Origin of the sequence: Enterobacter asburiae (assembly GCF_007035645.1) — a bacterium.
In the GTDB taxonomy this organism is placed as follows: Bacteria; Pseudomonadota; Gammaproteobacteria; order Enterobacterales; family Enterobacteriaceae; genus Enterobacter; species Enterobacter asburiae_B.
This window is the reverse complement of the sequence record NZ_AP019632.1, coordinates 2638545-2661052: the sequence shown is the minus strand read 5'-3', so window position 1 is coordinate 2661052 and position 22508 is coordinate 2638545. Positions and strand designations below refer to the sequence as shown.

Below are 22508 nucleotides of genomic sequence, written 5' to 3'. Positions count from 1 at the left end.
TTTTAGGTGTTGTTTATTTTGTGAGGATCAGTTTTCCGGCATGGGTCTGGCGCAGAAGATAGCGCTGTCCGTCATGCTCGATAATGACCCGTCCCTCATCGCCGAGGAGGGTTTTGCTGTCAATGCGACGCTCGGCGGGGGCTGGCGCTGTGTGTGTTTTTTCTGGCGTTGCCGCGCTGTTATCCGTACGTGACATAATGTTTATAAATAACAATCAATGTAACAATGATAATCATTATCAATAAACTGCAAATTGACGGCAAGCATTTTTGTGAAAAAAGGGTGAGGGGATCAAATTTGGGGGTGAGGTGCGGTCTGATGCCCTCACTCCGACCCTCTCCCACAGGGAGAGGGAGAAGGGCACAATCGTAGGTCGGGTAAGCGCAGCGCCACCCGACAATAACATCAGAAGCGAGAATCTACCGCAGCTGCCAGCTTTTCCAGCAGCAGTTCGCTGTCTTCCCAGCTCAGGCACGGGTCGGTGATCGACTGGCCGTAAACCATCTGCTGTCCGGCAACGATTTTCTGCGTGCCTTCTTTGATAAAGCTCTCAGCCATAATCCCTGCAACGGCGGTCGAGCCGCTGCGGATCTGCTGGCAGATCTCATCGCAGACGTCCAGCTGGCGGCGATGCTGCTTCTGGCAGTTGCCGTGGCTGAAATCCACCACCAGATGTTCCGGCAGGTCAAATTCGGCCAGCGTTTCACAGGCCGCCGCAATATCTTGGGCATGGTAATTGGGTTTCTTCCCGCCGCGCATAATGATATGCCCGTAAGGGTTACCGCTGGTCTGGTAGATGGTCATATGACCGCTCTTGTCCGGCGACAGGAACATGTGGCTGGCACGGGCAGCGCGGATGGCATCAACCGCGATACGGGTGTTGCCATCGGTCCCGTTTTTGAAGCCGACCGGGCAGGAGAGGGCAGAGGCCATCTCACGGTGGATCTGGCTTTCGGTGGTGCGCGCGCCGATCGCGCCCCAGCTGATCAGATCGGCGATAAACTGCCCGGTCACCATATCGAGAAACTCGGTCGCCGTCGGAACGCCCAGCTCGTTGACCTGTAAAAGCAGCTTCCGCGCCAGCTCGATACCGTGGTTAACGCGATAGCTGCCGTTGAGGTCAGGGTCGGAAATCAGGCCTTTCCAGCCCACCACGGTGCGCGGTTTTTCAAAGTAGGTGCGCATCACGATCTCAAGGCGATGCTGGTACTTATCCCGCAGTCCCTGGAGTCGTTTTGCATAATCCATCGCGGCATCCAGATCGTGGATGGAGCAAGGCCCAATCACCACCAGAAGACGTTTGTCTTCACCGTTCAGGATTTTTTCAATGCGGCGGCGGGAGGCCGTCACATGTTCCGCGACGGCGGCGGAAACGGGATGCCGCTGTGCCAGTTCAGCCGGCGTGACCAGGCTGTCAATGCGCGCAGTGCGGAGTTCATCGGTTTTATTCATGGAATGTCTCAGAAAATTTTTGCTTCATCGGCAGACTACCGGGAAGTGATGGGCATCACCTTAAACCAATCCCTGCTGATTTCAAGTTCGGGGCGACACCGCCCCGTGGTTGCAGATGATGATACCTGAATCTGAGTTAATGTACTAGCATATTAGTACATGCGGCGATTAAGCCCCATGATGTCGAGAATTTTGGTGGCAATTTCTTCAACTGAATAGTTGGTGCTGTTCAGCCACGGGATCTGGTTTTTGCGGTACAGCGCTTCCACTTCGGAGACCTCCATCCGGCACTGGCGCATGGAGGCGTAGCGGCTGTTCTCGCGACGCTCCTCGCGGATGGCCGCAAGGCGTTCAGGGTTGATCGTCAGGCCGAACAGCTTGTGCTGCAGCGGCTTAAGGGCGGCGGGCAGCACCAGGTTATCCATATCGTCGGCGATAAACGGGTAGTTTGCGGCGCGAATGCCAAACTGCATCGCCAGATAAAGGCTGGTCGGGGTTTTGCCGCAGCGCGACACGCCAAGCAGGATCACCTGCGCCTGGTCGAGATTTCGCAGCGAAATACCGTCGTCGTGGGCCAGGGTGTAGTCGATAGCGGCGATACGCGCGTCGTACTTGGTCAGGTTGCCGGGGTTCAGCCCGTGGGTTCGGTGGGCAATCGGGGTCGGGTCGAGCTTAAGCTCGCTCTGCAGCGGCGCCACCAGCGCCTGCACGATATCCTGGCAGAAGCCTTCACTTTGCAGAATGATGGAGCGAATCTCGGGGATCACGATAGAGTAGAACACCAGCGGGCGGACGCCGGTCTGCTGGTAGATGGCGTCAATCTGGTCCTTCACCGCTTTAGCGCGGCTCTCGTTTTCGACAAACGGCAGCGTGATGCTGTTAATCGAGACGGGAAACTGCGACATCACCGCGTGGCCCAGCACCTCGGCGGTGATCGCCGTACCATCAGAAATATAAAAAACGTGGCGATCGACAGCACTATCCATTTTACTCACCCTGAATATCAGACCTAATTGTCTGAAAGCATAAATTAAAAAAGTAATTTACACAGCAAAGAACTTATCCTAATTATGAATGAAACACTGTTTTTGATTTTCCTGAAAAGTGGATTTCATTTTTCAAATAGCGACTTTATTTTTGGGGTTTCTGGCTGAATATAGAGGAATCATCGGGTTAATCGTTGATGGGAAAGTATCCGAAAAGTTGAAATTTTAAATTGCTTACACGATTCACCGTTTTTTTAGCGGAAATAAATATGCCAGTATAAATACGTAGTCAGGTGTTACTTACTCCGATCAAATATCACAAAAGGATTGTTTCGATGTCCAACAATGGCTCGTCACCGCTGGTGCTTTGGTATAACCAACTCGGCATGAATGATGTAGACAGAGTTGGGGGCAAAAATGCCTCCCTGGGTGAAATGATTACAAATCTGTCGGGTATGGGTGTCTCCGTACCGAACGGGTTTGCCACCACCGCCGATGCCTTTAACCTGTTTTTAGACCAGAGCGGTGTTAACCAGCGCATTTACGACCTGCTGGATAAAACGGATATTGATGACGTTACCGAGCTTGCCAAAGCCGGGGCGCAGATCCGCCAGTGGATCATCGACACACCTTTCCAGCCGGAACTGGAAAAAGCCATTCACGACGCGTACAACCAGCTCTCAGCTGACGATGCGCAGGCCTCCTTTGCCGTACGTTCCTCTGCGACCGCAGAAGATATGCCGGACGCCTCGTTTGCCGGGCAGCAGGAAACCTTCCTGAACGTCCAGGGTTACGATGCGGTGCTGGTGGCGGTGAAGCACGTGTTTGCTTCCCTGTTCAACGATCGCGCCATCTCCTATCGCGTGCACCAGGGCTACGACCATCGCGGCGTGGCGCTCTCCGCTGGCGTGCAGCGCATGGTGCGCTCGGACGTGGGCTCATCCGGCGTGATGTTCTCCATTGATACCGAATCCGGCTTCGACCAAGTGGTGTTTATCACCTCCGCGTGGGGTCTGGGTGAGATGGTGGTGCAGGGCGCGGTAAACCCTGACGAATTCTACGTCCACAAGCCAACGCTGGCCGCTGGCCGTCCGGCGGTGGTGCGTCGCACCATGGGCTCGAAAAAAATCCGCATGATCTATGCCCCGACCCAGGAGCATGGCAAGCAGGTTAAAATTGAAGATGTACCGCAGGAGCAGCGCGACCGCTTCTCCCTGACCGACGCCGAAGTGCAGGAACTGGCGAAGCAGGCGGTGCAGATCGAAAAACACTATGGCCGTCCGATGGACATCGAATGGGCAAAAGACGGTAACACCGGCAAGCTGTTTATCGTGCAGGCGCGTCCGGAAACCGTCCGCTCGCGCGGTCAGGTGATGGAGCGTTATACGCTGCACGCGCAGGGTAAAATCGTGGCGGAAGGCCGCGCCATCGGTCACCGCATCGGTGCCGGTCCGGTCAAAGTGATCCACGACATCAGCGAGATGAACCGTATTGAGCCAGGCGACGTGCTGGTGACCGACATGACCGACCCGGACTGGGAACCGATCATGAAGAAAGCGGCGGCTATCGTCACCAACCGCGGCGGTCGTACCTGCCACGCGGCGATCATTGCCCGCGAGCTGGGCATTCCTGCGGTTGTCGGCTGCGGTGACGCCACCGAACGCATGAAGGACGGCCAGAACGTGACCGTCTCCTGTGCCGAAGGCGATACCGGCTACGTCTACGCCGATATCCTCGACTTCAGCGTGAAGAGCTCAAGCGTGGATACCATGCCGGACCTGCCGCTGAAGATCATGATGAACGTCGGCAACCCGGACCGCGCGTTTGACTTCGCCTGCCTGCCGAACGAAGGCGTTGGCCTGGCGCGTCTGGAATTTATCATCAACCGTATGATCGGCGTTCACCCGCGCGCGCTGCTGGAGTTTGACGACCAGGATCCGAAGCTGCAGAACGAAATCCGCGAGATGATGAAAGGCTACGACTCACCAAAAGAGTTCTACGTCGGTCGTCTGACCGAAGGGATCGCGACGCTGGGCGCCGCCTTCTATCCGAAACGCGTGATCGTGCGTCTGTCAGATTTTAAGTCTAACGAATACGCCAATCTGGTAGGCGGCGAGCGCTACGAGCCGGAAGAAGAGAACCCGATGCTTGGCTTCCGCGGAGCCGGACGCTACGTGTCCGACAGCTTCCGCGACTGCTTTGCGCTGGAGTGCGAGGCGGTGAAACGCGTGCGCAACGACATGGGGCTGACCAACGTCGAAATCATGATCCCGTTCGTGCGTACCGTGGATCAGGCGAAAGCGGTGGTGGACGAGCTTGCGCGTCAGGGTCTGAAGCGCGGCGAGAACGGGCTGAAGATCATCATGATGTGCGAAATCCCGTCCAACGCCCTGCTGGCCGAGCAGTTCCTCGAGCACTTCGACGGCTTCTCTATCGGCTCGAACGACATGACGCAGCTGACGCTGGGTCTGGACCGCGACTCCGGCGTGGTCTCCGAGCTGTTCGACGAGCGCAACGAGGCGGTGAAAGCGCTGCTCTCCATGTCCATCCGCGCGGCGAAGAAGCAGGGTAAATACGTCGGGATCTGCGGTCAGGGTCCATCCGACCATGAAGACTTTGCCGCATGGCTGATGGAAGAGGGGATCGATAGCCTGTCCCTTAACCCGGACACCGTGGTGCAAACCTGGCTGAGCCTGGCGGAACTGAACAAGTAACGCCACGCTGACCCGAAAAGGCGAGGATATTATTCCTCGCCTTTTTTATTTCATTTCTTATTTGCTCCCCATCACAAATAAAGTAAAAAACCAAATATCATAATTTGTCTGTCAATTTAGACAATTGTTAGCGCGCAAACCGTTGCTAATACTTGAGCCTTACTGCGCATTTCCCTTAAGAAGATGCGCAACTGGTTGAAATACGTTTTAACCTGATAAAAAGGCAAATAACAATGACTCTCTCCTCTGTATTGCGTACCAAAGATAAAATAGGTTATGGCTTAGGCGATATGGCCAGCGCGCTGGTCTGGCAAACGGCTACCTTATTTCTCGCTTATTTTTATACAGACGTATTTGGGCTGCCCGCCGCGATTATGGGCACCATGTTTTTAGTGGTGCGCGTGGTCGATGCGTTTGTCGATCCGTGCATTGGCGCACTGGTTGACCGCACCCGGACGCGTCACGGACGTTTCCGTCCCTGGCTGCTGTGGTTTGCCATCCCGTTTGGCGTGAGCTGCCTCATTACCTTCTATGTGCCGGACGTTGGGCCGACGGCGAAAATCGTTTACGCCTGCGTGACCTACGCGATTTTAAGCCTGATTTACTCCGCAATTAACGTGCCTTACTGCGCTATGCCCGGCGCGCTGACGCTGGACCCGCGCGAGCGTCATTCTCTGCAGTCGTGGCGCTTTGGGCTGTCGTTTATCGGCGGGCTGATCGTGACGGTTATCGCCCTGCCGCTGGTCTCACTGTTAGGCCAGGGCAACGTGCAGAAAGGCTATTTCTATGCCATGAGCCTGATGGGTCTGCTGGGAATTGTGCTGTTCTTCTGCTGTTTCCTGATGACCCGCGAGCGTTATTCTCCGCGCAATGATACCTCCGGCTCCATGCTCACCGATTTAAAACTGCTGGCCGGGAACAGCCAGTGGCGGATTGTGTTTCTGTTTAATATTTTGCTGTTAACGGCGGTGGTAACGCGCGGTTCCGCCACCATGTATTACGTGAACTATGTGCTGCTGCGCCCGGATCTGGTTTTTGCCTTTATTGTTTCCGGCATGGTGGCCTCCTTAAGCGGCGCATTATTATCTGAACGGCTGCTGGGGAAATTTGACCGCGTGCGCGCCTACCAGTGGACGATTATCTCCTTCGTTATCTTCGGCGCGCTGATTTTCTTCCTGCCTCCTTCACAGGTGTGGCTAATCTTTGGCCTTAACATCGTCTTTAGCTTTATTCAAAACCTCACCACGCCGCTGCAGTGGACCATGTTCTCCGATGTGGTCGACTACGAAGAGCACCGCAGCGGTCGTCGTCTGGACGGGCTGGTCTTCTCCACCGCGCTGTTTGCCATCAAGTTTGGCCTGGCGCTGGGTGGGGCGGTCGTCGGCTGGGTGCTTGGCATGGTGGATTACGCCCCGGGCCAGGCAACCCAGGCGCCAGGCGTTCTCTCGACCATCAACGCGCTGTTCACCCTTATCCCTTGCGCGCTGTTCCTCTGCATGGTCGCGCTGCTTGCTATCTACAAGCTCAACAGCCGGCTGGTGGATTCCATCGCCAGGGAGCTGGCCAGCAAGCGTGAAGTCAGACCCGAAGCGGGGCAGCTTCGCCCGGCAACCCCTTCCGCACTACAGGAGTAAAACATGACGACTATCTATAAGGACGCGGGACGTCCCGTGCACGAGCGCGTCGCCGATTTACTGGCGCGCATGACCCCGGAAGAGAAGTTCGCCCAGATGCACGCGTACTGGCTGATCCTCGATGAAAACGGTAACCACCGCGAGCGCAGCGATCTGAGTGACGAATTTGCCGGCGTGAGCGAGCAGGCTGCGCTCAGCGAACGGCTGAAGCTCGGCGTCGGGCAGATCACGCGGCCGCTGGGCACCCACATCGTTGACGTGAAGACCGGCGTGCGCGCGGCGAACCGCCTGCAGCGCATGATGATGGAAGAGACGCGGCTCGGCATCCCGGCGCTATTCCACGAGGAGTGTCTGGTGGGGCTGCTGTGCAAAGACGCCACCCTGTTCCCGTCGTCATTGAACTACGGTTCGACCTGGGATCCGGAGATGGTGCAGCGGGCGGCAGAGCAGATTGGCAAAGAGGCGCGCTCCGTCGGCTGCCAGCAGGGGCTGGCGCCGGTGCTGGACGTGTCACGCGACGTGCGCTGGGGGCGAACCGAAGAGACCTTCGGGGAAGATCCCTGGCTGGTGGGCGTGATGGCGACCGCCTACGTGAAGGGCTTACAGGGCGATAAGCGCGACCTGCTGGCAACCCTGAAACATTACGTGGGGCATTCGTTCAGCGAGGGAGCGCGCAACCATGCGCCGGTCCACCTGGGGTTCAGCGAGCTGAACGACACCTTCCTGCTGCCGTTCGAAATGGCGGTCAAGCTGGCAAACGCCGGTTCGGTGATGCCCGCGTACCACGATATTGATAACCAGCCGGGGCACAGCGACAGCTTCCTGTTGACCACCGTCCTGCGAGAGCAGTGGGGGTTCGACGGGATTATTGTCGCGGACTACGGCGGCGTAAGCCTGCTGCACCAGCACCATGGGATTTCCCACGATGCGGCCGAATCTGCTGCGCTGGCGTTCAACGCCGGGCTTGACGTCGAGCTGCCGAAAGACGACTGCGCGCGGCATCTGGCGGAAGCGGTAGAGCGCGGGCTGATCTCTATGGCGAAGGTCGACGAGATCGTGGCGCGTACGCTGACGGAAAAATTCCGCCTTGGCCTGTTTGAAAAGCCGTACGCGGATGAAAATGGTATCGACCTGCAAAATACTATCACCCGACAGGCCGCGCGGGAGGTGGCGACGAAATCGATCACGCTGCTGGAAAACAACGGCATTTTACCGCTCGGGGGCAAACCCCGCGTGGCGGTAGTGGGGCCGACGGCAGACGATCCGCTGGCATTACTCAGCGGCTACAGCTTCCCGGTGCATTTGATCATCAGCGATATGGTGGAAGAGACCTCGCAGGTCACGACCCCGCGCGCGGCGCTGGAGCAGTATCTCGGTGCATCGAACGTCCGCTATGCCAAAGGGTGCCACATCATCGAAAAACGGATGGCGGGCGCGCCGGTCTTCCCTGGCGACAGCGGCGGCAAACCGATGCAGCAGTCGCCGGTATCGCAAAGTACCGCCCCGATCCCCGAGGCCGTGAACGCCGCGCAGGAGAGTGACGTGGTGGTGGCCTGTGTGGGCGATCTCGCCGGGCTGTTCCAGAGCGGTACCGTGGGGGAAGGTTCCGATACCGATTCCCTGAACCTGCCGGGCGTGCAGCAACAGCTGCTGGAAGCGCTGGTCGCCACCGGTAAACCGGTGATTGTCGTGATGACCGGGGGGCGTCCATACAACCTGCAGGGTCTGGAAGATAAGGTCGCGGCGCTGATGATGGCCTGGGCGCCGGGGCAGGAAGGGGGCTGGGCGATTGCGGACGTGTTAACCGGGCGTGCGGAGCCGCAGGGTCGTCTGGTGGTGAGCGTACCGAAAAGCGCCGGTGCGATGCCGTATTACTACAATCACAAGCTCAAAAGCGGCGGCACGCCGTTTGCGTTCCATTTCGGCTCACGTTACCCGTTTGGCTTCGGCCTCGGCTGGACGACGTTTAGCTGGGGCGCTGTCCGCGTCGCCGAAAGCAGCGTGCCGGTCGACGGTGAGGTGAGGCTGAGCGTGGATATCACCAATACCGGAGAGCGCAGCGGCAGCGAGGTGGCGCAGGTTTACGTCAGGGATAAGGTCGCCACGCAGGTGCGGCCGCTTCAGGAGCTGAAGGCCTTCCAGCGCGTCACGCTCTCGCCGGGAGAAACCGCCACGCTCACCTTCACGCTGCCGGTTGAGATGTTCAACTTCACCCGTCGCGACGGAAAACGCATCGTCGAGCCGGGCGAGTTTGAGCTGCAGGTTGGCGCATCGTCGGCGGATATCCGCGAGACGGTGATGGTCAATGCGACAGGGGAAACGCGGGTGCTGCCGGCTGAGTGGCGGATGCTCAGTACCTGCGAGGTTAAGCGCGCGTAGTCAGGATAAAAAAAAGCCCATCGTGGGAGATGGGCAAAGACTACACACAGCAATTCGTTGTTTCACTCAGGGGATTTCCATGCTTATAAATCAAGGTGTTGATTTATAACCGTGTGCTAATAGTAGGCATTGTGTTATTTAGCGTCGATCGGATTCGTCTCAATAGTTAAAGAGACGTAAAGAATTCTTGAGGTTATTAGCAGACTTACTGCTGAAAAGGCGGGTCTGACCAGTGAGCAACGAATAAATACTTTAGCAGTGTTTAAGTATCATGCGGGAAAGTGTAGGCCGGGTGAGCGTTAACGCCACCCGGCAGCATACCTTAATGCGTGTTCTTCTCTTCCAGCTCTTCCAGTTCGCTCAATATCACGTCCGGGTCAGTTCCCGGCGGCGGAATTTCATGCACCCAGGCAGAGAACAGACGCCAGGTGACGGCTAGCAGCACCGGGCCAATAAACAGGCCAATCATGCCAAAGGCAATCAATCCGCCAATGACCCCGGAAAGGATCAGGATCAGCGGCAGGTCTGCACCCATGCGGATGAGGATCGGACGAATGACGTTATCCATGGTGCCGACCACGCAGCTCCAGACCAGCAGCACCGTTCCCCACGTGGTGTCGCCCGTCCAGTAGAGCCAGATAATACTGGGAACCAGCACCAGCAGCGGCCCCAGCTGTGCAAGACAGGTCATCAGCATGACCACGGTGAACACGGTGGCGTACGGTACGCCGGAAATCGCCAGACCGATCCCGCCCAGCACCGCCTGCACCAGCGCGGTGACCACCACGCCCAGCGCAACCGCGCGCACGGCCTGTGCGGCCAGCAGCACCGCGGCGTCACCGCGTTTGCCCGCCAGGCGGGTGGCAAAGTGACGAACGCCTAAAGCCACCTGCTCGCCGCGCCAGTAGAGCAGGGCGCTGAAGAGCAGCATCAGGGTACAGTGCATCATAAAGCGGCCGATATGCGCCGCCTGACCGACAAACCAGGTGGTGGTGGTGCCAATATACGGGCGGACTTTTGCCATCAGCGCGCTGCCGCCCATCTCCAGCAGGCTATGCCAGCCGCTGTAGAGTTTGGCGCCCACCAGCGGAATGCTGTTCAGCCAGGCGAGATCCGGCAGCGTCAGGTCGCCGCTGCTAATGGCGCGAATAACCGGGCCACTCGAATCCACCAGGCTATTTACCAGCAGGGCAATCGGAATGATAAACAGCAGGAACAGCAGGAGCGTCATGACCAGCACGGCGAGCCCGCGACGGCCGAACAGCAGCTTCTGCAAGCGCAGCAGCAAAGGCCACGTGGCCACGACAACGGTCGCTGCCCACGCAAAGCCGAGAATAAAGGGTTGAACAATCCACAGACACGCAATAATCATGAGGGCCAGAAACAGCACCGACAGCAAAATTTGCGCAACATCCCTGGGCTGGCGAAGATTGACCATAAATGAAACTTTCCTTAAAAGAACGCCAGTAAGACTGGCGGGAACGGAAAACCGCGTCTCTTTAATCATTAATGATCTCAGCGGTTTTTAACAGGCGAATTCTGCCTGTAATTCAGCAGAGATTATAAGAAAAAAATGTGATAAAACTTTTAAGATACACGCAAACGATTTCATACAACTCTAATTAGGGTCGACAGTCATGATCCCACAGATTTCTCAGGCACCTGGCGTCGTTCAGCTGGTGCTTAATTTTTTGCAGGCACTGGAGCAACAGGGTTTTACAGGTGATACCGCCACGAACTATGCCGACAGGCTGACGATGGCGACCGATAACAGTATCTACCAGCTTCTTCCCGATGCCGTGGTTTTCCCCCGTTCAACGGCCGACGTCGCGCTTATCGCCCGGCTGGCCACGCAGGAGCGGTTTGCCTCGCTGGTCTTCACGCCGCGCGGCGGCGGCACCGGAACCAACGGTCAGGCGCTGAACCAGGGCATCATTGTTGATATGTCGCGCTATATGAACCGCATCATTGAGATCAACCCGGAAGAGGGGTGGGTGCGGGTCGAAGCGGGCGTCATCAAAGATCAGCTTAATCAGTATCTCAAGCCGTACGGCTACTTTTTTGCCCCTGAGCTTTCCACCAGCAACCGCGCGACCCTTGGCGGGATGATTAACACGGATGCCTCCGGGCAGGGCTCGCTGGTCTACGGTAAAACTTCCGATCACGTGCTGGGCGTGCGTGCGGTGCTGCTGGGCGGCGACATCCTCGATACCCAGCCGATGCCGGTTGAACTGGCGGAAACGCTGGGCAAAGACAACACCGCCAGCGGGCGCATCTATCGTACCGTGCTGGAACGCTGCCGCGACAACCGCCAGCTTATTCTCGATAAATTCCCCAAGCTGAACCGCTTCCTGACCGGTTACGATCTGCGTCACGTCTTCAACGATGACCTGACCCAGTTTGATTTAACCCGCGTGCTGACCGGCTCCGAAGGAACGCTGGCGTTTATTACCGAAGCGCGGCTGGATATCACCCGGTTGCCGAAAGTGCGCCGTCTGGTGAACGTCAAATATGACTCCTTCGACTCCGCGCTGCGCAATGCGCCGTTTATGGTGCAAGCGCAGGCGCTGTCGGTGGAAACCGTCGACTCTAAGGTGCTCAATCTGGCCCGGGAAGATATTGTCTGGCACTCCGTGAGCGACCTCATTACCGACGTGCCGGACAAAGAGATGCTCGGTCTCAACATCGTGGAATTTGCCGGCGATGATGGGGAGCTGATTGAGCGGCAGGTCACCACGCTCTGCCAGCGTCTGGACGAGCTGATTGCGCAGGGTGAAGGCGGCGTGATCGGCTGGCAGCTCTGTAACGATCTGGCCGGGATTGAGCGTATCTATGCGATGCGTAAAAAAGCCGTGGGCCTGCTCGGCAATGCGAAAGGGGCGGCGAAGCCCATTCCCTTTGCCGAAGATACCTGCGTGCCGCCCGAGCATCTGGCGGATTACATCGTGGAGTTTCGCGCCCTGCTGGACAGCCACGGCCTGAGCTATGGCATGTTCGGCCACGTCGACGCCGGGGTACTGCACGTGCGTCCGGCGCTGGACATGTGCGACCCGCAGCAGGAGAGCCTGATGAAGCAGATCTCCGACGACGTGGTGGCCTTAACCGCCAAATACGGCGGTCTGCTGTGGGGGGAGCACGGGAAAGGGTTCCGCGCGGAGTACAGCCCGGCATTCTTCGGCGAACAGCTCTACGCGGAATTGCGTAAGGTGAAAGCGGCTTTCGACCCGCATAACCGCCTCAACCCGGGTAAAATCTGCCCGCCTGAGGGTGTTGATGCCCCGATGCTGCAGGTGGATGCCGTCAAGCGCGGCACCTACGACAGGCAGATCCCTATTGCGGTGCGCTCGTCCTGGCGCGGCGCGATGGAGTGCAACGGCAATGGCCTGTGCTTTAACTTTGATGTGAAAAGCCCGATGTGCCCGTCGATGAAAATCACCAGCAACCGTATTCACTCGCCGAAAGGGCGGGCGACGCTGGTGCGCGAGTGGCTGCGTCTGCTGGCCGACCGCGGGGTGGATCCGCTCAAGCTGGAGCAGGAGCTGCCGGAAAAACGGGCCAGCCTGCGCTCGCTGATTGAGCGCACCCGCAACAGCTGGCATGCCAACAAGGGCGAGTATGATTTCTCCCACGAGGTGAAAGAGGCGATGTCCGGCTGTCTGGCCTGTAAAGCCTGCTCCACCCAGTGCCCGATTAAAATCGACGTGCCGGAGTTCCGCTCGCGTTTCCTGCAGCTTTACCACACCCGATACCTCCGCCCGGTGCGCGACCATCTGGTGGCTACGGTGGAAAGCTACGCGCCGCTGATGGCGCGTGCGCCAAAGACCTTCAACTTCTTTATCAACCAGCCGCTGGTGCGCAAGCTCTCCGAAAAACACATCGGCATGGTCGATCTGCCGCTGCTGTCGGTCCCGTCTCTGCAGCGACAGCTCGTCGGTCACCGTTCGGCGAACATGACTCTGGAACAGCTGGAGGCGCTCGCTCCGGAGCAAAAAGGCAATATGGTGCTGGTGGTGCAGGATCCGTTCACCAGCTACTACGATGCGCAGGTCGTGGCCGATTTCGTCCGTCTGGCGGAGAAGGTGGGTTACCAGCCGGTTGTGCTGCCCTTCTCTCCCAACGGCAAGGCGCAGCACATTAAAGGTTTCCTGAACCGATTTGCGAAGACCGCGCAGAAAACGTCTGACTTCTTAAACCGCGTGGCGCAACTCGGGATACCGATGGTCGGCGTCGATCCGGCGCTGGTGCTTTGCTATCGCGATGAATACAAGCAGACGCTGGGCGATAAGCGCGGCGATTTCAACGTCATGCTGGTGCACGAGTGGCTTCCGGTGGCGCTGGCAGATAAAGCCGTTCAGGACGTCAGCGGTGAACCGTGGTATCTGTTCGGCCACTGCACGGAAGTGACCGCGCTGCCGGGTGCCCCCGCGCAGTGGGCGTCCGTTTTTGCCCGCTTCGGTGCGAAGCTGGAGAGCGTCAACGTAGGCTGCTGCGGGATGGCCGGAACCTACGGACACGAAGTGAAAAACCACGCCAACTCGCTCGGCATCTATGAGCTGTCCTGGCATCAGGCGATGCAGCGTTTGCCGCGAAACCGCTGTCTGGCGACGGGCTACTCCTGCCGCAGCCAGGTAAAACGGGTAGAAGGTAACGGTGTGCGTCACCCATTGCAGGCTTTACTGGAGATAATTGGATGATCTGGAAACGTGCCGTGACGCTGCAGGCGCTGAACGCCATGGGCGAGGGGAATATGGTGGGGCTGCTGGATATCCAGTTTATCCGCATTGGCGACGATGAGATTGAGGCCACCATGCCCGTCGATAGTCGCACCCACCAGCCGTTTGGTTTATTGCACGGCGGGGCCTCCGTCGTGCTGGCCGAAACGCTGGGCTCGGTGGCGGGCTATCTCTGTACCGAAGGGGAGCAGAAGGTTGTTGGACTCGAGGTGAATGCTAACCACATACGCTCGGTGCGCAGCGGGCGCGTGCGCGGTGTTTGCCGCGCGCTGCACGCCGGAAGCCGCCATCAGGTGTGGCAGATAGATATTCTCGATGAGCAGGATCGCCTGTGCTGCTCGTCGCGGCTGACCACGGCGGTTGTGTAAAGTTTTCAGATGTTTTGCCTTTGGTCAAAAACTAGCCAGTCCGTTGTGATATACTGGTCAGGTTTTGTACATAAGCGAGGACATCATGGATACTGAAATAACCCCAACACAGCTGGCAATTGAATATTTACGTCGCGATAAGAGCAACCTGTCTCCGGCGCAGTACCTGAAAAAGCTGAAACAGCTTGAGCTGGAATTTACAGATTTGCTGGCGCTCTCTTCGAATGAACTGAAAGAAGAGATCTATTTTGCCTGGCGGTTGGGCGTTCACGTCCATTGAGTACATGAGAATAAAAGGGCCGCGAGTGCGGCCTTTTTTGTGTCTGCAATTCAGTATCGGGCGGCGGTGACGCCACCCGATATTTTCCTCAGACATTGACGGCGTTGATCAGCCGCGACTTCATGGACTGATACGCCGACGCCGCAAAATCCTCCGCCCAGCGCTGGTCCTCAATCGCCTCCAGCTGCACCGCGCAATACTTCGTTTCCGGCGTTTTTGAGATGGGATCGAGATTATCCTGGGTCAGCTCGTTGCAGGCGCCAATCCACCACTGATAGGTCATGTAGACCGCCCCGGCGTTGATACGCTCGCTAATGCTGGCGCGGGTGATCACTTTGCCGCGACGCGAACGCACCCAGACCAGCTGGCCCTCCGCGATGCCCAGCTTTTCCGCATCGGCTGGGTTCATTTGCACCCGGCCCGGCTCATCGGCCAGGCTTTGCAGCGCGGCGCAGTTCCCGGTCATCGAGCGGCAGGAGTAGTGCCCCACTTCACGGACCGTACACAGCACCAGCGGGAAATCTGCGTCCGGAGTTTCCGCCGGTGCGCGCCACGGTGCGGCAAAGAGCTGGCCTTTACCGGTTGGGGTGTCGAACTGATTGTCTTTGTACAGGTACGGCGTTCCCGGATGATCCAGCGTCGGGCACGGCCACTGCACGTGGCCCATCTCGCCCATTTTTTCATACGTCACGCCGTAGAAGAGAGGGCACAGCTCGCGCATCTCGTCCCAGATCTGCTGGTTGGAGTCATAATGCATCGGGTAGCCCATCTCGGTGGCGAGCAGGCTGATAATCTCCCAGTCGCGCTTCACGTTGCCGCTGGCCTCAATGGCTTTGCCAAAACGCTGGAATCCGCGATCGGCACAGGTAAAGACGCCGCCGTGTTCACCCCAGGAGGTGGCAGGAAGCAGAACGTCCGCCACTTCTGCCGTTTTGGTCATAAAGATGTCCTGAACCACCACAAAGTCGAGCGCCTCAAAACCGCTGCGAACGAGACCGAGATCGGCTTCGGTCTGAAGCGGATCTTCCCCCATGATGTAGTAGGCCTTGACCTTGCCTTCCAGCGCCAGATGGGGCACCTCGGTAATGCGCGTCCCGACCCGATCGTCCATTTTATCGGCGTCAATTCCCCAGGCATCGGCAAACTTCTGCCTGACCGCCGGATCGGTCACATCCTGATAGCCGGGGAACATATTTGGCAGAACGCCCATATCGCAGGCGCCCTGAACGTTGTTTTGCCCGCGCACGGGACCGACGCCGACGGCAGGGCGGCCGAGGTTGCCGGTCAGCAGCGCCAGGCTGGAAAGCCCTTTGACCACATCCACGGCCTGACCAAACTGGGTCACGCCCATCCCCCACATCACGGTGGCGGAAGGGGCCGCCGCGAAGGTGCGCATCGCCTGGCGAACGTCGCGGGCGGGAATGCCGGTAAGATGCTCAACCTTCTCCGGCGCATAGTCTTTCACCGTCTGGCGGTAGGCCTCAATCCCCTCGGTAAAGCGCGCCACGTAGCTTTTGTCGTAGAGCTCCTCTTCCAGCAGCACGTAGCCAAAGGCGTTTACCAGCGCCATGTTGCTGCCGTTTTTCAGCTGCAGATGCTGGTCGGCGATGCGCGCCGTTTCAATGCGCCGCGGATCGCAGACGATAATTTTTGCGCCATTTTCCCGCGCTTTCAGCACGCGTCGGGCGACGATAGGGTGGGAGTCCGCGCAGTTATAGCCAAACACCAGCAGGCATTTTGAGTTTTCAATATCGTTGATTGAGTTGCTCATCGCGCCGTTGCCGAGCGTTTCCTGTAAACCGGCCACGGAAGGGCCGTGACAAACGCGCGCGCAGCAGTCCACATTGTTGGTGTTAAGCACCGCTCGGGCAAATTTTTGCATCACATAGTTTGTTTCATTGCCGGTTCCGCGAGAGGATCCTGTGGTCATGATCGACCGCGGCCCGTGCTGCGCTTTGATGCTGCTGAGCCTGTGGGCGGTGTAGCGGATAGCCTCTTCCCAGGTGACGGGAGTAAATGCCTCGCCTTTATGGTAGCGGATCATCGGCTGGGTCAGGCGCGGGGTGAGCAGACGGGTATCGTTGAGGAAGTCCCAGCCGTAAAAGCCTTTCAGACACAGGGTGCCCTGGTTTGTGACGCCTTCTGCGGCTTCGGCACGGATGATACGGTTATTTTCAACGACAAGGTTTAATTTACAGCCTGCACCGCAGTAGGGGCAGACGCTGGCGATCTTTTTCATCAATAACAGACCTGTTAAGAAATGAAGCAAAGTTGACTGGAAAACCCAGTCCCGTAAGCAGAGGTAAGCAGGAACCATGCCAGGTTGGCTTTGCTGGTTTTACAGGGTGTTAAGCGGGGAAGGCGCGTGTCATCGTCAGAACATTCGTCAGTTTTGACGATGACACGAAAGCAGGATGAGTGGCCGTGAAATTACAGGTCGTCCATGGTGTAGCCCACGACAATTTCCAGCGTCTTGCGAATTACATCCGCCTGGACAACATCGTGGGTCGCTTCCAGCGTCTGAATGAGCCAGAGGATAATCGCTTTGTTGGACAGATGGCCTTCGGAGGCCAGAACACAGCGTACTGCAGTAGAAAAAATAGCGGACTCTTCAGCAAAACGATCGCCTGCATGACGGAAATATTCCGCCAGCGCACTGTCTAAAAAAGCAGAGTGGTACTCGGGTTGAAGCTGAATATTTTGTCTCATTTGTTCTCACCGTAGCTGTTAAATTGCAGTCAATGTATTTTTTTGGGGTCGGACGGTTTTCCACTTCCAAATAACGGCACTACATTGTCTTTCTTATCGTTGAGAGGTCCCTCTCTGTTCGTTCGTCCTTGCGCGGTTCTGCGACGTGTAAAGGCGGTGCTATTTGAGCCGATCTCGGCAATCACCACCGCAAGTGTCTCCCGCCGCCGGGGATCCTTTTCATGTTCTTCCATGACCCGCAGACGCTGCAGCAATCCTTCGGTTGTCACTGGCCCCCGCTCTTTCAAAAGAGAGAGAACGGCTTCACCGATAAGCGTGTCGATCAGCTTGTCTGCGTTACTGCTCTTCATATCCTTACCGTTCGAAGAGCAGACCAAGCAGCTTGTGGTAATGCTCTTCCTCTTCCGGGCCATCGGCCTTTTCGAGGCGGCTGAGCAGTTTGGTACAGAGCGATTTGCGATTCAGATTTCGCCCGTCGCTGAGAATTTCAACAACGACCTGGCCCAGCGTCTCCTGCTGGGTAGGAAGCACGACTTTTTCGAAGTACTGTGCGATTGCTGCTGCGGAATCTGCGACGTAACCTTTCTGCTGCATGTTTCGCTCCTGTAAAATTTTGTAATCACTAACGTTACAATTAAGGTATACATAATTTCTAAATCTGTACACTAAAAATGTACAGATTTTTAATATTTTTATGATATTTTTTATAAAGTACTTTATTTTCATTTGGTTATGAGTATGTTGTGGACCGGTAATGTTACAGGATATATTGTACAAAAAGTTCGGGCGCTGATAAGTTGTACAGCCTGGAAAAAAGCATCATCAAATGCCGTAAATGGTTGAGATGTAAATTATTTGTCAGGCAATTAATGTGCTATAAATGATCCTTATCCACCTTTTTTGTGGCCAAAACCCTAACCCCCAGGAATAGCATGCTCACAACCATCATTTACCGCAGTCATATCTGCGAGGACGTTCCAGTTAAAGCGCTGGAAGCAATGGTCGCTGCTGCAAATAGTAAAAACCGGCAATCCAATATCACGGGGATCCTGCTGTTTAACGGCACACATTTTTTTCAGCTGCTTGAAGGGCCAGTGGAACACGTCTCTGCTATCTATGAGCAGATCTGCAACGACCCGCGCCACCATAACGTGGTGGAGCTGATGCGCGATCACGGACCTGTCCGGCGTTTTGGCAACGTGGGCATGGAGCTTTTTGATTTGCGCCACTTCGACAGGGACGAAGTGCTGCAGCAGGTGCTCAACAGGGGGACGACACGCTATCAGCTGACGTATAATGACCGCCCGCTGCAGTTTTTCCGCACCTTTGTCGAGGCCACGGAAAAAGCGAACTATTTTGAACTGCCGCCTGCGGATTCCTGGGAGTTCGTTCGCGAAGAAACGCGCCTGTCCGCGCAGCCCGAAGTGGTCGCGAAAGGGGCGGATTGCAGCTTTGCGTTCCAGCCGATAGTCGATCCGTTTATGCAGCAGGTCGTCTCCTGGGAGGCGCTTCTCCGCACGCCTGACGGCGGCGCACCGGGAGATTACTTTGCTAATCTGCCGCGTGACGAGGTGTACGCCTCTGATTTACACAGCAAGCAGGTGGCGCTCTCCATGGCCAGCGCGCTGGGGCTACAGGATCAGACGTTATCCCTCAATCTGCGGCCCATGACGCTGGTCAACATTCCCAACGCCGTGGATTTCCTGCTCACCGCGATTGAAGCCAATGGGTTTGTACCCGAGCAAATTGTGGTGGAGTTCACCGAGAGCGAAGCCATTTCCCGTTTTGATGAATTCACGGATTCGGTCAGGCAGTTAAAAAGCGCGGGTATCAGCGTGACGATCGATCACTTTGGCGCCGGTTTTGCCGGGCTGCAGCTGCTGGCGCAGTTCCAGCCGGACAGAATTAAGATTAATCGCGATCTGGTCGCGAACGTGCATAAAAGTGGCCCCCGACAGGCCATTATTCAGGCGATTATTAAATGCTGCTCCTCGCTTGAGATCCAGTTCTGCGCGGTAGGAGTAGAGAAGGCTGAAGAGTGGATGTGGCTGGAATCCGCCGGGATTTCCCAGTTCCAGGGACATCTTTTTGCCAGCCCGCGACACGGCGGTATTCCCGCGATTGCGTGGCCGGAGAAAAAGTTCGACTTCTGATAAAGCTGTACACATTACGGCAGAGTTAACTGTACGAATGGTAATTTTTATACAACAATGTATTAACAGGTGAAGGGAGGAGTAGCCCATTCACCTGAGCAAAATGCGGTCTTAGTTATACAAATGGTGTGTACAATCTGATAAGGTTGGTGCAGTTAGGTATGGAAGTTCTGAGCGTGAGGGAGTTAATGGCCTATTACAGTATCGGCGAAGTGGCCGAACGATGCGGTATCAACCCCGTTACGCTGCGTGCCTGGCAGCGCCGTTATGGATTGTTGAAGCCGCAGCGCAGCGAAGGAGGTCATCGTCAGTTTGACGATGAAGATATCCTCCGCATAGAAGAGATCAAGCGCCTGATGAAAAGCGGCGTCTCGGTCGGAAAAGTCAAAGCCTTGCTGGAAAACAAAGAAGTATTGACTCAGGGCAACTGGGTCTCGTTCCAGGAAGAAATGATGACCGTTCTGCGTTACGCCAGCCCGGCAAAGCTGCGCGCCAAAATGGGCGAATTCCGCCGCGATCACGCGATAGATGCGCTGATTGACAATATTATTTCTCCCGTTCGTCAGCGCATGAATCAGGATCAAAACACCGTGCGTCACATGGCGAGCCTGTTTGACGGCGTCCTGATCGAATTCGCGATTGCAAGCCTGGCGGAATCCCGCAAAAAAGCTGGTAAAGACGCCCTCCTGATTGGCTGGGAATGCGATGACCGCACCCACCTGTGGCTGGAAGCCGCGCGCTTATCGCAGAAGGGATGGCACATTGACGTCCTGGCGGAACCTATTGATTCGCCGCGTCCTGAACTGTTCCCTGGGCAAAAAATCTTCGTCTGGACGGGGAAATCCCCAACGCCTCGCCAGCAGGAACAGCTCGACCACTGGCGTGAACAGGGGTTTGCTGTCTCATTTCATCACTGATTAACAGAGGCCTTGAGGGCCTTTTTTTGTTTTTGTCCTTTTCTGAACAAAAGCTATCTCAAAAATAGGCATTTCCGATGCATATTTTACTTTTCTCTTCCCTGTCATAAATGCCGCGACGAAATGCATTATTAATCAATGCATTGAACAAATACATCCATCCTGACTGCATCCTCTCACAGGGTCTATGCTTAATAAAAGTAGGCAAAAAGGGCGGTTTAGCCGAATGCCCCTGCTGACAGAGGGTTGAAGTGATAATCGTTATCACTAACATGGTGTTATGCCCTGATGGCTTATCAGATGAGGTGGACCTATGGAACTGCATTCAGAAACCTTTAATCCTGCCGATTTTGCCTGGCGCGGCTTAACGCTCACGCCAGCGGCGGCGGCACATATTCACGATCTGGTGGCGAAAAAGCCTGAGATCCTTGGCGTGCGTTTAGGCGTCAAACAGACCGGCTGCGCGGGTTTCGGCTACGTGCTCGATACCGTCACCGAACCCGAGAAAGATGACCTGGTGTTCGAGACTGACGGCGCGAAGCTGTACGTCGCGCTGCAGGCCATGCCGTTTATTGACGGCACCGAAGTGGACTACGTCCGCGAAGGCTTAAACCAGTTATTCAAATTTCATAACCCGAAAGCCCAGAACGAATGCGGCTGCGGCGAAAGCTTTGGGGTATAGGCGGTACTATGTCTCGTAATACTGAAGCAACGAGTGAAGTAAATACCTGGGGCGGTGGGCACCTCAACTATAAAGAGGGGTTCTTCACCCAGCTGCAGACCGATGAGCTGGCGAAAGGCATCAACGAAGATGTCGTGCGGGCGATCTCGGCGAAACGCAACGAGCCCGAGTGGATGCTGGAGTTCCGCCTGAGCGCCTTCCGCGCCTGGCTGGAGATGGAAGAACCGCACTGGCTGAAAGCGCACTACGACAAGCTGAACTATCAGGATTACAGCTACTACTCCGCGCCCTCCTGCGGCAGCTGTGACGATACCTGCGCCTCGCAGCCCGGCGCGGTGCAGCAAACCGGTGAGGAGAACAGTTTCCTCAGCAAAGAGGTGGAAGAAGCCTTTAACCAGCTTGGCGTGCCCGTGCGTGAGGGGAAAGAGGTGGCGGTGGACGCCATTTTCGACTCCGTCTCGGTGGCAACCACCTACCGCGAGAAGCTGGCAGAGCAGGGGATCATTTTCTGCTCCTTCGGCGAAGCGATTCACGATCATCCGGAACTGGTGAAAAAATACATTGGGACCGTGGTGCCTTCTAACGACAACTTCTTTGCGGCGCTCAACGCGGCGGTAGCCTCTGACGGCACCTTTATCTATGTGCCGAAAGGCGTGCGCTGCCCGATGGAGCTGTCGACGTATTTCCGTATCAACGCCGAAAAAACCGGCCAGTTCGAACGCACGATTCTGGTTGCGGATGAAGGCAGCTACGTCAGCTATATCGAAGGGTGCTCCGCCCCGGTCCGCGACAGCTACCAGCTGCACGCGGCGGTGGTGGAGGTCATCATCCACAAAGATGCCGAGGTGAAATACTCCACGGTGCAAAACTGGTTCCCGGGCGACGGCAATACCGGCGGTATCCTGAACTTCGTCACCAAGCGCGCGCTGTGCGAAGGCGAAAACAGCAAGATGTCGTGGACCCAGTCAGAAACCGGCTCTGCCATCACCTGGAAATACCCGAGCTGCATTCTGCGCGGGGATAACTCCATCGGCGAGTTTTACTCGGTGGCGCTGACCAGCGGCCATCAGCAGGCCGATACCGGCACCAAGATGATCCACATCGGTAAAAACACCAAATCAACCATCATCTCGAAAGGGATCTCTGCCGGGCATAGCCAGAACAGCTATCGCGGGCTGGTGAAAATCATGCCGACGGCCACCAATGCGCGAAACTTTACCCAGTGTGACTCGATGCTGATTGGCGCTGACTGCGGGGCGCATACCTTCCCGTACGTCGAGTGCCGTAACAACACGGCCCAGCTTGAGCACGAGGCGACGACGTCGCGGATTGGGGAAGATCAGCTCTTCTACTGCCTGCAGCGCGGGATCAGCGAAGAAGACGCCATCTCGATGATCGTTAACGGCTTCTGTAAGGACGTGTTCTCTGAACTGCCGCTGGAATTTGCCGTTGAAGCCCAGAAACTCCTCGCCATTAGTCTTGAACACAGCGTCGGTTAAGG

18 protein-coding genes and 1 other RNA gene are annotated in these 22508 nt (G+C 56.6%); 10 read left to right on the top strand and 9 right to left on the bottom strand.

Annotated elements, in window-relative coordinates:
- Nucleotides 1–13: 13 nt before the first annotated feature.
- From hemP to ppsR, 3 genes are all read right to left on the bottom strand, one after another.
- Nucleotides 14–196 carry a hemin uptake protein HemP gene (gene hemP, locus FOY96_RS12635; protein WP_033145291.1) on the bottom strand — a complete coding sequence of 61 codons (183 nt, stop codon included), beginning with the start codon at nt 194–196 and terminating at the stop codon, nt 14–16.
- A 209-nt stretch (nt 197–405) separates the two neighbouring features.
- Nucleotides 406–1452: a 3-deoxy-7-phosphoheptulonate synthase AroH gene (gene aroH, locus FOY96_RS12630; protein WP_033145292.1), complete on the bottom strand. Its 1047-nt coding sequence runs from the start codon at nt 1450–1452 to the stop codon at nt 406–408.
- Between the two features lie 152 nt (nt 1453–1604).
- Entirely contained in the window at nt 1605–2438 is an 834-nt protein-coding gene (gene ppsR, locus FOY96_RS12625; protein ID WP_023311315.1) for a posphoenolpyruvate synthetase regulatory kinase/phosphorylase PpsR, read from the bottom strand.
- A 335-nt stretch (nt 2439–2773) separates the two neighbouring features.
- Between ppsR and ppsA the strand changes: the two genes are divergently transcribed.
- The 3 genes from ppsA (at nt 2774) to FOY96_RS12610 (ending at nt 9165) form a co-directional block, all read left to right on the top strand.
- On the top strand, nt 2774–5152 hold the full coding sequence (ppsA, locus tag FOY96_RS12620; protein WP_023311316.1) for a phosphoenolpyruvate synthase: 2379 nt from the start codon (nt 2774–2776) through the stop codon (nt 5150–5152).
- Nucleotides 5153–5385: 233 nt separating this feature from the next.
- Nucleotides 5386–6786 (top strand): MFS transporter, encoded by a 1401-nt coding sequence (locus FOY96_RS12615; protein ID WP_033145293.1) that lies wholly within the window; start codon nt 5386–5388, stop codon nt 6784–6786.
- A 3-nt stretch (nt 6787–6789) separates the two neighbouring features.
- Nucleotides 6790–9165: a glycoside hydrolase family 3 N-terminal domain-containing protein gene (locus tag FOY96_RS12610; protein WP_143347187.1), complete on the top strand. Its 2376-nt coding sequence runs from the start codon at nt 6790–6792 to the stop codon at nt 9163–9165.
- A gap of 5 nt (nt 9166–9170) precedes the next feature.
- Here the strand turns inward: FOY96_RS12610 and rprA are convergent.
- Together rprA and ydiK are read right to left on the bottom strand one after the other, a co-directional pair.
- Nucleotides 9171–9278, bottom strand: an RNA gene (rprA, locus tag FOY96_RS12605) — antisense sRNA RprA.
- A 209-nt stretch (nt 9279–9487) separates the two neighbouring features.
- Nucleotides 9488–10603: an AI-2E family transporter YdiK gene (gene ydiK, locus FOY96_RS12600; RefSeq protein ID WP_033145295.1), complete on the bottom strand. Its 1116-nt coding sequence runs from the start codon at nt 10601–10603 to the stop codon at nt 9488–9490.
- 199 nt (nt 10604–10802) lie between these two features.
- Between ydiK and ydiJ the strand changes: the two genes are divergently transcribed.
- The 3 genes from ydiJ to FOY96_RS12585 all read left to right on the top strand — a co-directional run bounded on the left by ydiJ (nt 10803) and on the right by FOY96_RS12585 (nt 14546).
- Nucleotides 10803–13859, top strand: a complete 3057-nt coding sequence (gene ydiJ / locus FOY96_RS12595; protein ID WP_143347186.1) for a D-2-hydroxyglutarate dehydrogenase YdiJ — start codon at nt 10803–10805, stop codon at nt 13857–13859.
- On the top strand, nt 13856–14266 hold the full coding sequence (gene menI, locus FOY96_RS12590) for a 1,4-dihydroxy-2-naphthoyl-CoA hydrolase (protein ID WP_023311321.1): 411 nt from the start codon (nt 13856–13858) through the stop codon (nt 14264–14266). Before ydiJ ends, menI begins: the two co-directional genes overlap by 4 nt.
- 85 nt (nt 14267–14351) lie before the next feature.
- Nucleotides 14352–14546 carry a YdiH family protein gene (locus FOY96_RS12585; protein WP_003857766.1) on the top strand — a complete coding sequence of 65 codons (195 nt, stop codon included), beginning with the start codon at nt 14352–14354 and terminating at the stop codon, nt 14544–14546.
- A gap of 88 nt (nt 14547–14634) precedes the next feature.
- Here FOY96_RS12585 and fdhF read toward each other — a convergent pair whose 3' ends face one another.
- From fdhF to ycgZ, 4 genes are all read right to left on the bottom strand, one after another.
- A complete protein-coding gene (gene fdhF, locus FOY96_RS12580; RefSeq protein ID WP_143347185.1) occupies nt 14635–16785 on the bottom strand; it encodes a formate dehydrogenase subunit alpha in 2151 nt (716 codons plus the stop codon).
- Between the two features lie 191 nt (nt 16786–16976).
- On the bottom strand, nt 16977–17255 hold the full coding sequence (locus FOY96_RS12575) for a biofilm/acid-resistance regulator YmgB/AriR (RefSeq protein WP_048977426.1): 279 nt from the start codon (nt 17253–17255) through the stop codon (nt 16977–16979).
- A 29-nt stretch (nt 17256–17284) separates the two neighbouring features.
- Complete coding sequence (locus FOY96_RS12570) at nt 17285–17605, bottom strand: hypothetical protein (protein WP_143347184.1); 321 nt, start codon at nt 17603–17605, stop codon at nt 17285–17287.
- Between the two features lie 4 nt (nt 17606–17609).
- Complete coding sequence (gene ycgZ / locus FOY96_RS12565) at nt 17610–17849, bottom strand: regulatory protein YcgZ (RefSeq protein WP_143347183.1); 240 nt, start codon at nt 17847–17849, stop codon at nt 17610–17612.
- Between the two features lie 338 nt (nt 17850–18187).
- Here ycgZ and FOY96_RS12560 point away from each other — a divergent pair, with 338 nt between their 5' ends.
- The 4 genes from FOY96_RS12560 to sufB all read left to right on the top strand — a co-directional run bounded on the left by FOY96_RS12560 (nt 18188) and on the right by sufB (nt 22506).
- Nucleotides 18188–19408 (top strand): diguanylate phosphodiesterase, encoded by a 1221-nt coding sequence (locus FOY96_RS12560; RefSeq protein WP_143347182.1) that lies wholly within the window; start codon nt 18188–18190, stop codon nt 19406–19408.
- A 188-nt stretch (nt 19409–19596) separates the two neighbouring features.
- Entirely contained in the window at nt 19597–20325 is a 729-nt protein-coding gene (locus FOY96_RS12555) for a MerR family transcriptional regulator (RefSeq protein ID WP_033145300.1), read from the top strand.
- A gap of 313 nt (nt 20326–20638) precedes the next feature.
- Nucleotides 20639–21007: a Fe-S cluster assembly scaffold SufA gene (gene sufA, locus FOY96_RS12545; protein ID WP_033145301.1), complete on the top strand. Its 369-nt coding sequence runs from the start codon at nt 20639–20641 to the stop codon at nt 21005–21007.
- An 8-nt stretch (nt 21008–21015) separates the two neighbouring features.
- Nucleotides 21016–22506: a Fe-S cluster assembly protein SufB gene (sufB, locus tag FOY96_RS12540; protein ID WP_143347181.1), complete on the top strand. Its 1491-nt coding sequence runs from the start codon at nt 21016–21018 to the stop codon at nt 22504–22506.
- The last annotated feature ends 2 nt before the right edge of the window (nt 22507–22508 follow it).

What these genes read in the sequence shown, in the direction of transcription:
- hemP (WP_033145291.1), bottom strand. Translation starts at nt 196, where the DNA reads ATGTCACGTACGGATAACAGCGCGGCAACGCCAGAAAAAACACACACA.
- aroH (WP_033145292.1), bottom strand. Translation starts at nt 1,452, where the DNA reads ATGAATAAAACCGATGAACTCCGCACTGCGCGCATTGACAGCCTGGTC.
- ppsR (WP_023311315.1), bottom strand. Translation starts at nt 2,438, where the DNA reads ATGGATAGTGCTGTCGATCGCCACGTTTTTTATATTTCTGATGGTACG.
- ppsA (WP_023311316.1), top strand. Translation starts at nt 2,774, where the DNA reads ATGTCCAACAATGGCTCGTCACCGCTGGTGCTTTGGTATAACCAACTC.
- FOY96_RS12615 (WP_033145293.1), top strand. Translation starts at nt 5,386, where the DNA reads ATGACTCTCTCCTCTGTATTGCGTACCAAAGATAAAATAGGTTATGGC.
- FOY96_RS12610 (WP_143347187.1), top strand. Translation starts at nt 6,790, where the DNA reads ATGACGACTATCTATAAGGACGCGGGACGTCCCGTGCACGAGCGCGTC.
- ydiK (WP_033145295.1), bottom strand. Translation starts at nt 10,603, where the DNA reads ATGGTCAATCTTCGCCAGCCCAGGGATGTTGCGCAAATTTTGCTGTCG.
- ydiJ (WP_143347186.1), top strand. Translation starts at nt 10,803, where the DNA reads ATGATCCCACAGATTTCTCAGGCACCTGGCGTCGTTCAGCTGGTGCTT.
- menI (WP_023311321.1), top strand. Translation starts at nt 13,856, where the DNA reads ATGATCTGGAAACGTGCCGTGACGCTGCAGGCGCTGAACGCCATGGGC.
- FOY96_RS12585 (WP_003857766.1), top strand. Translation starts at nt 14,352, where the DNA reads ATGGATACTGAAATAACCCCAACACAGCTGGCAATTGAATATTTACGT.
- fdhF (WP_143347185.1), bottom strand. Translation starts at nt 16,785, where the DNA reads ATGAAAAAGATCGCCAGCGTCTGCCCCTACTGCGGTGCAGGCTGTAAA.
- FOY96_RS12575 (WP_048977426.1), bottom strand. Translation starts at nt 17,255, where the DNA reads ATGAGACAAAATATTCAGCTTCAACCCGAGTACCACTCTGCTTTTTTA.
- FOY96_RS12570 (WP_143347184.1), bottom strand. Translation starts at nt 17,605, where the DNA reads ATGAAGAGCAGTAACGCAGACAAGCTGATCGACACGCTTATCGGTGAA.
- ycgZ (WP_143347183.1), bottom strand. Translation starts at nt 17,849, where the DNA reads ATGCAGCAGAAAGGTTACGTCGCAGATTCCGCAGCAGCAATCGCACAG.
- FOY96_RS12560 (WP_143347182.1), top strand. Translation starts at nt 18,188, where the DNA reads ATGCTCACAACCATCATTTACCGCAGTCATATCTGCGAGGACGTTCCA.
- FOY96_RS12555 (WP_033145300.1), top strand. Translation starts at nt 19,597, where the DNA reads ATGGCCTATTACAGTATCGGCGAAGTGGCCGAACGATGCGGTATCAAC.
- sufA (WP_033145301.1), top strand. Translation starts at nt 20,639, where the DNA reads ATGGAACTGCATTCAGAAACCTTTAATCCTGCCGATTTTGCCTGGCGC.
- sufB (WP_143347181.1), top strand. Translation starts at nt 21,016, where the DNA reads ATGTCTCGTAATACTGAAGCAACGAGTGAAGTAAATACCTGGGGCGGT.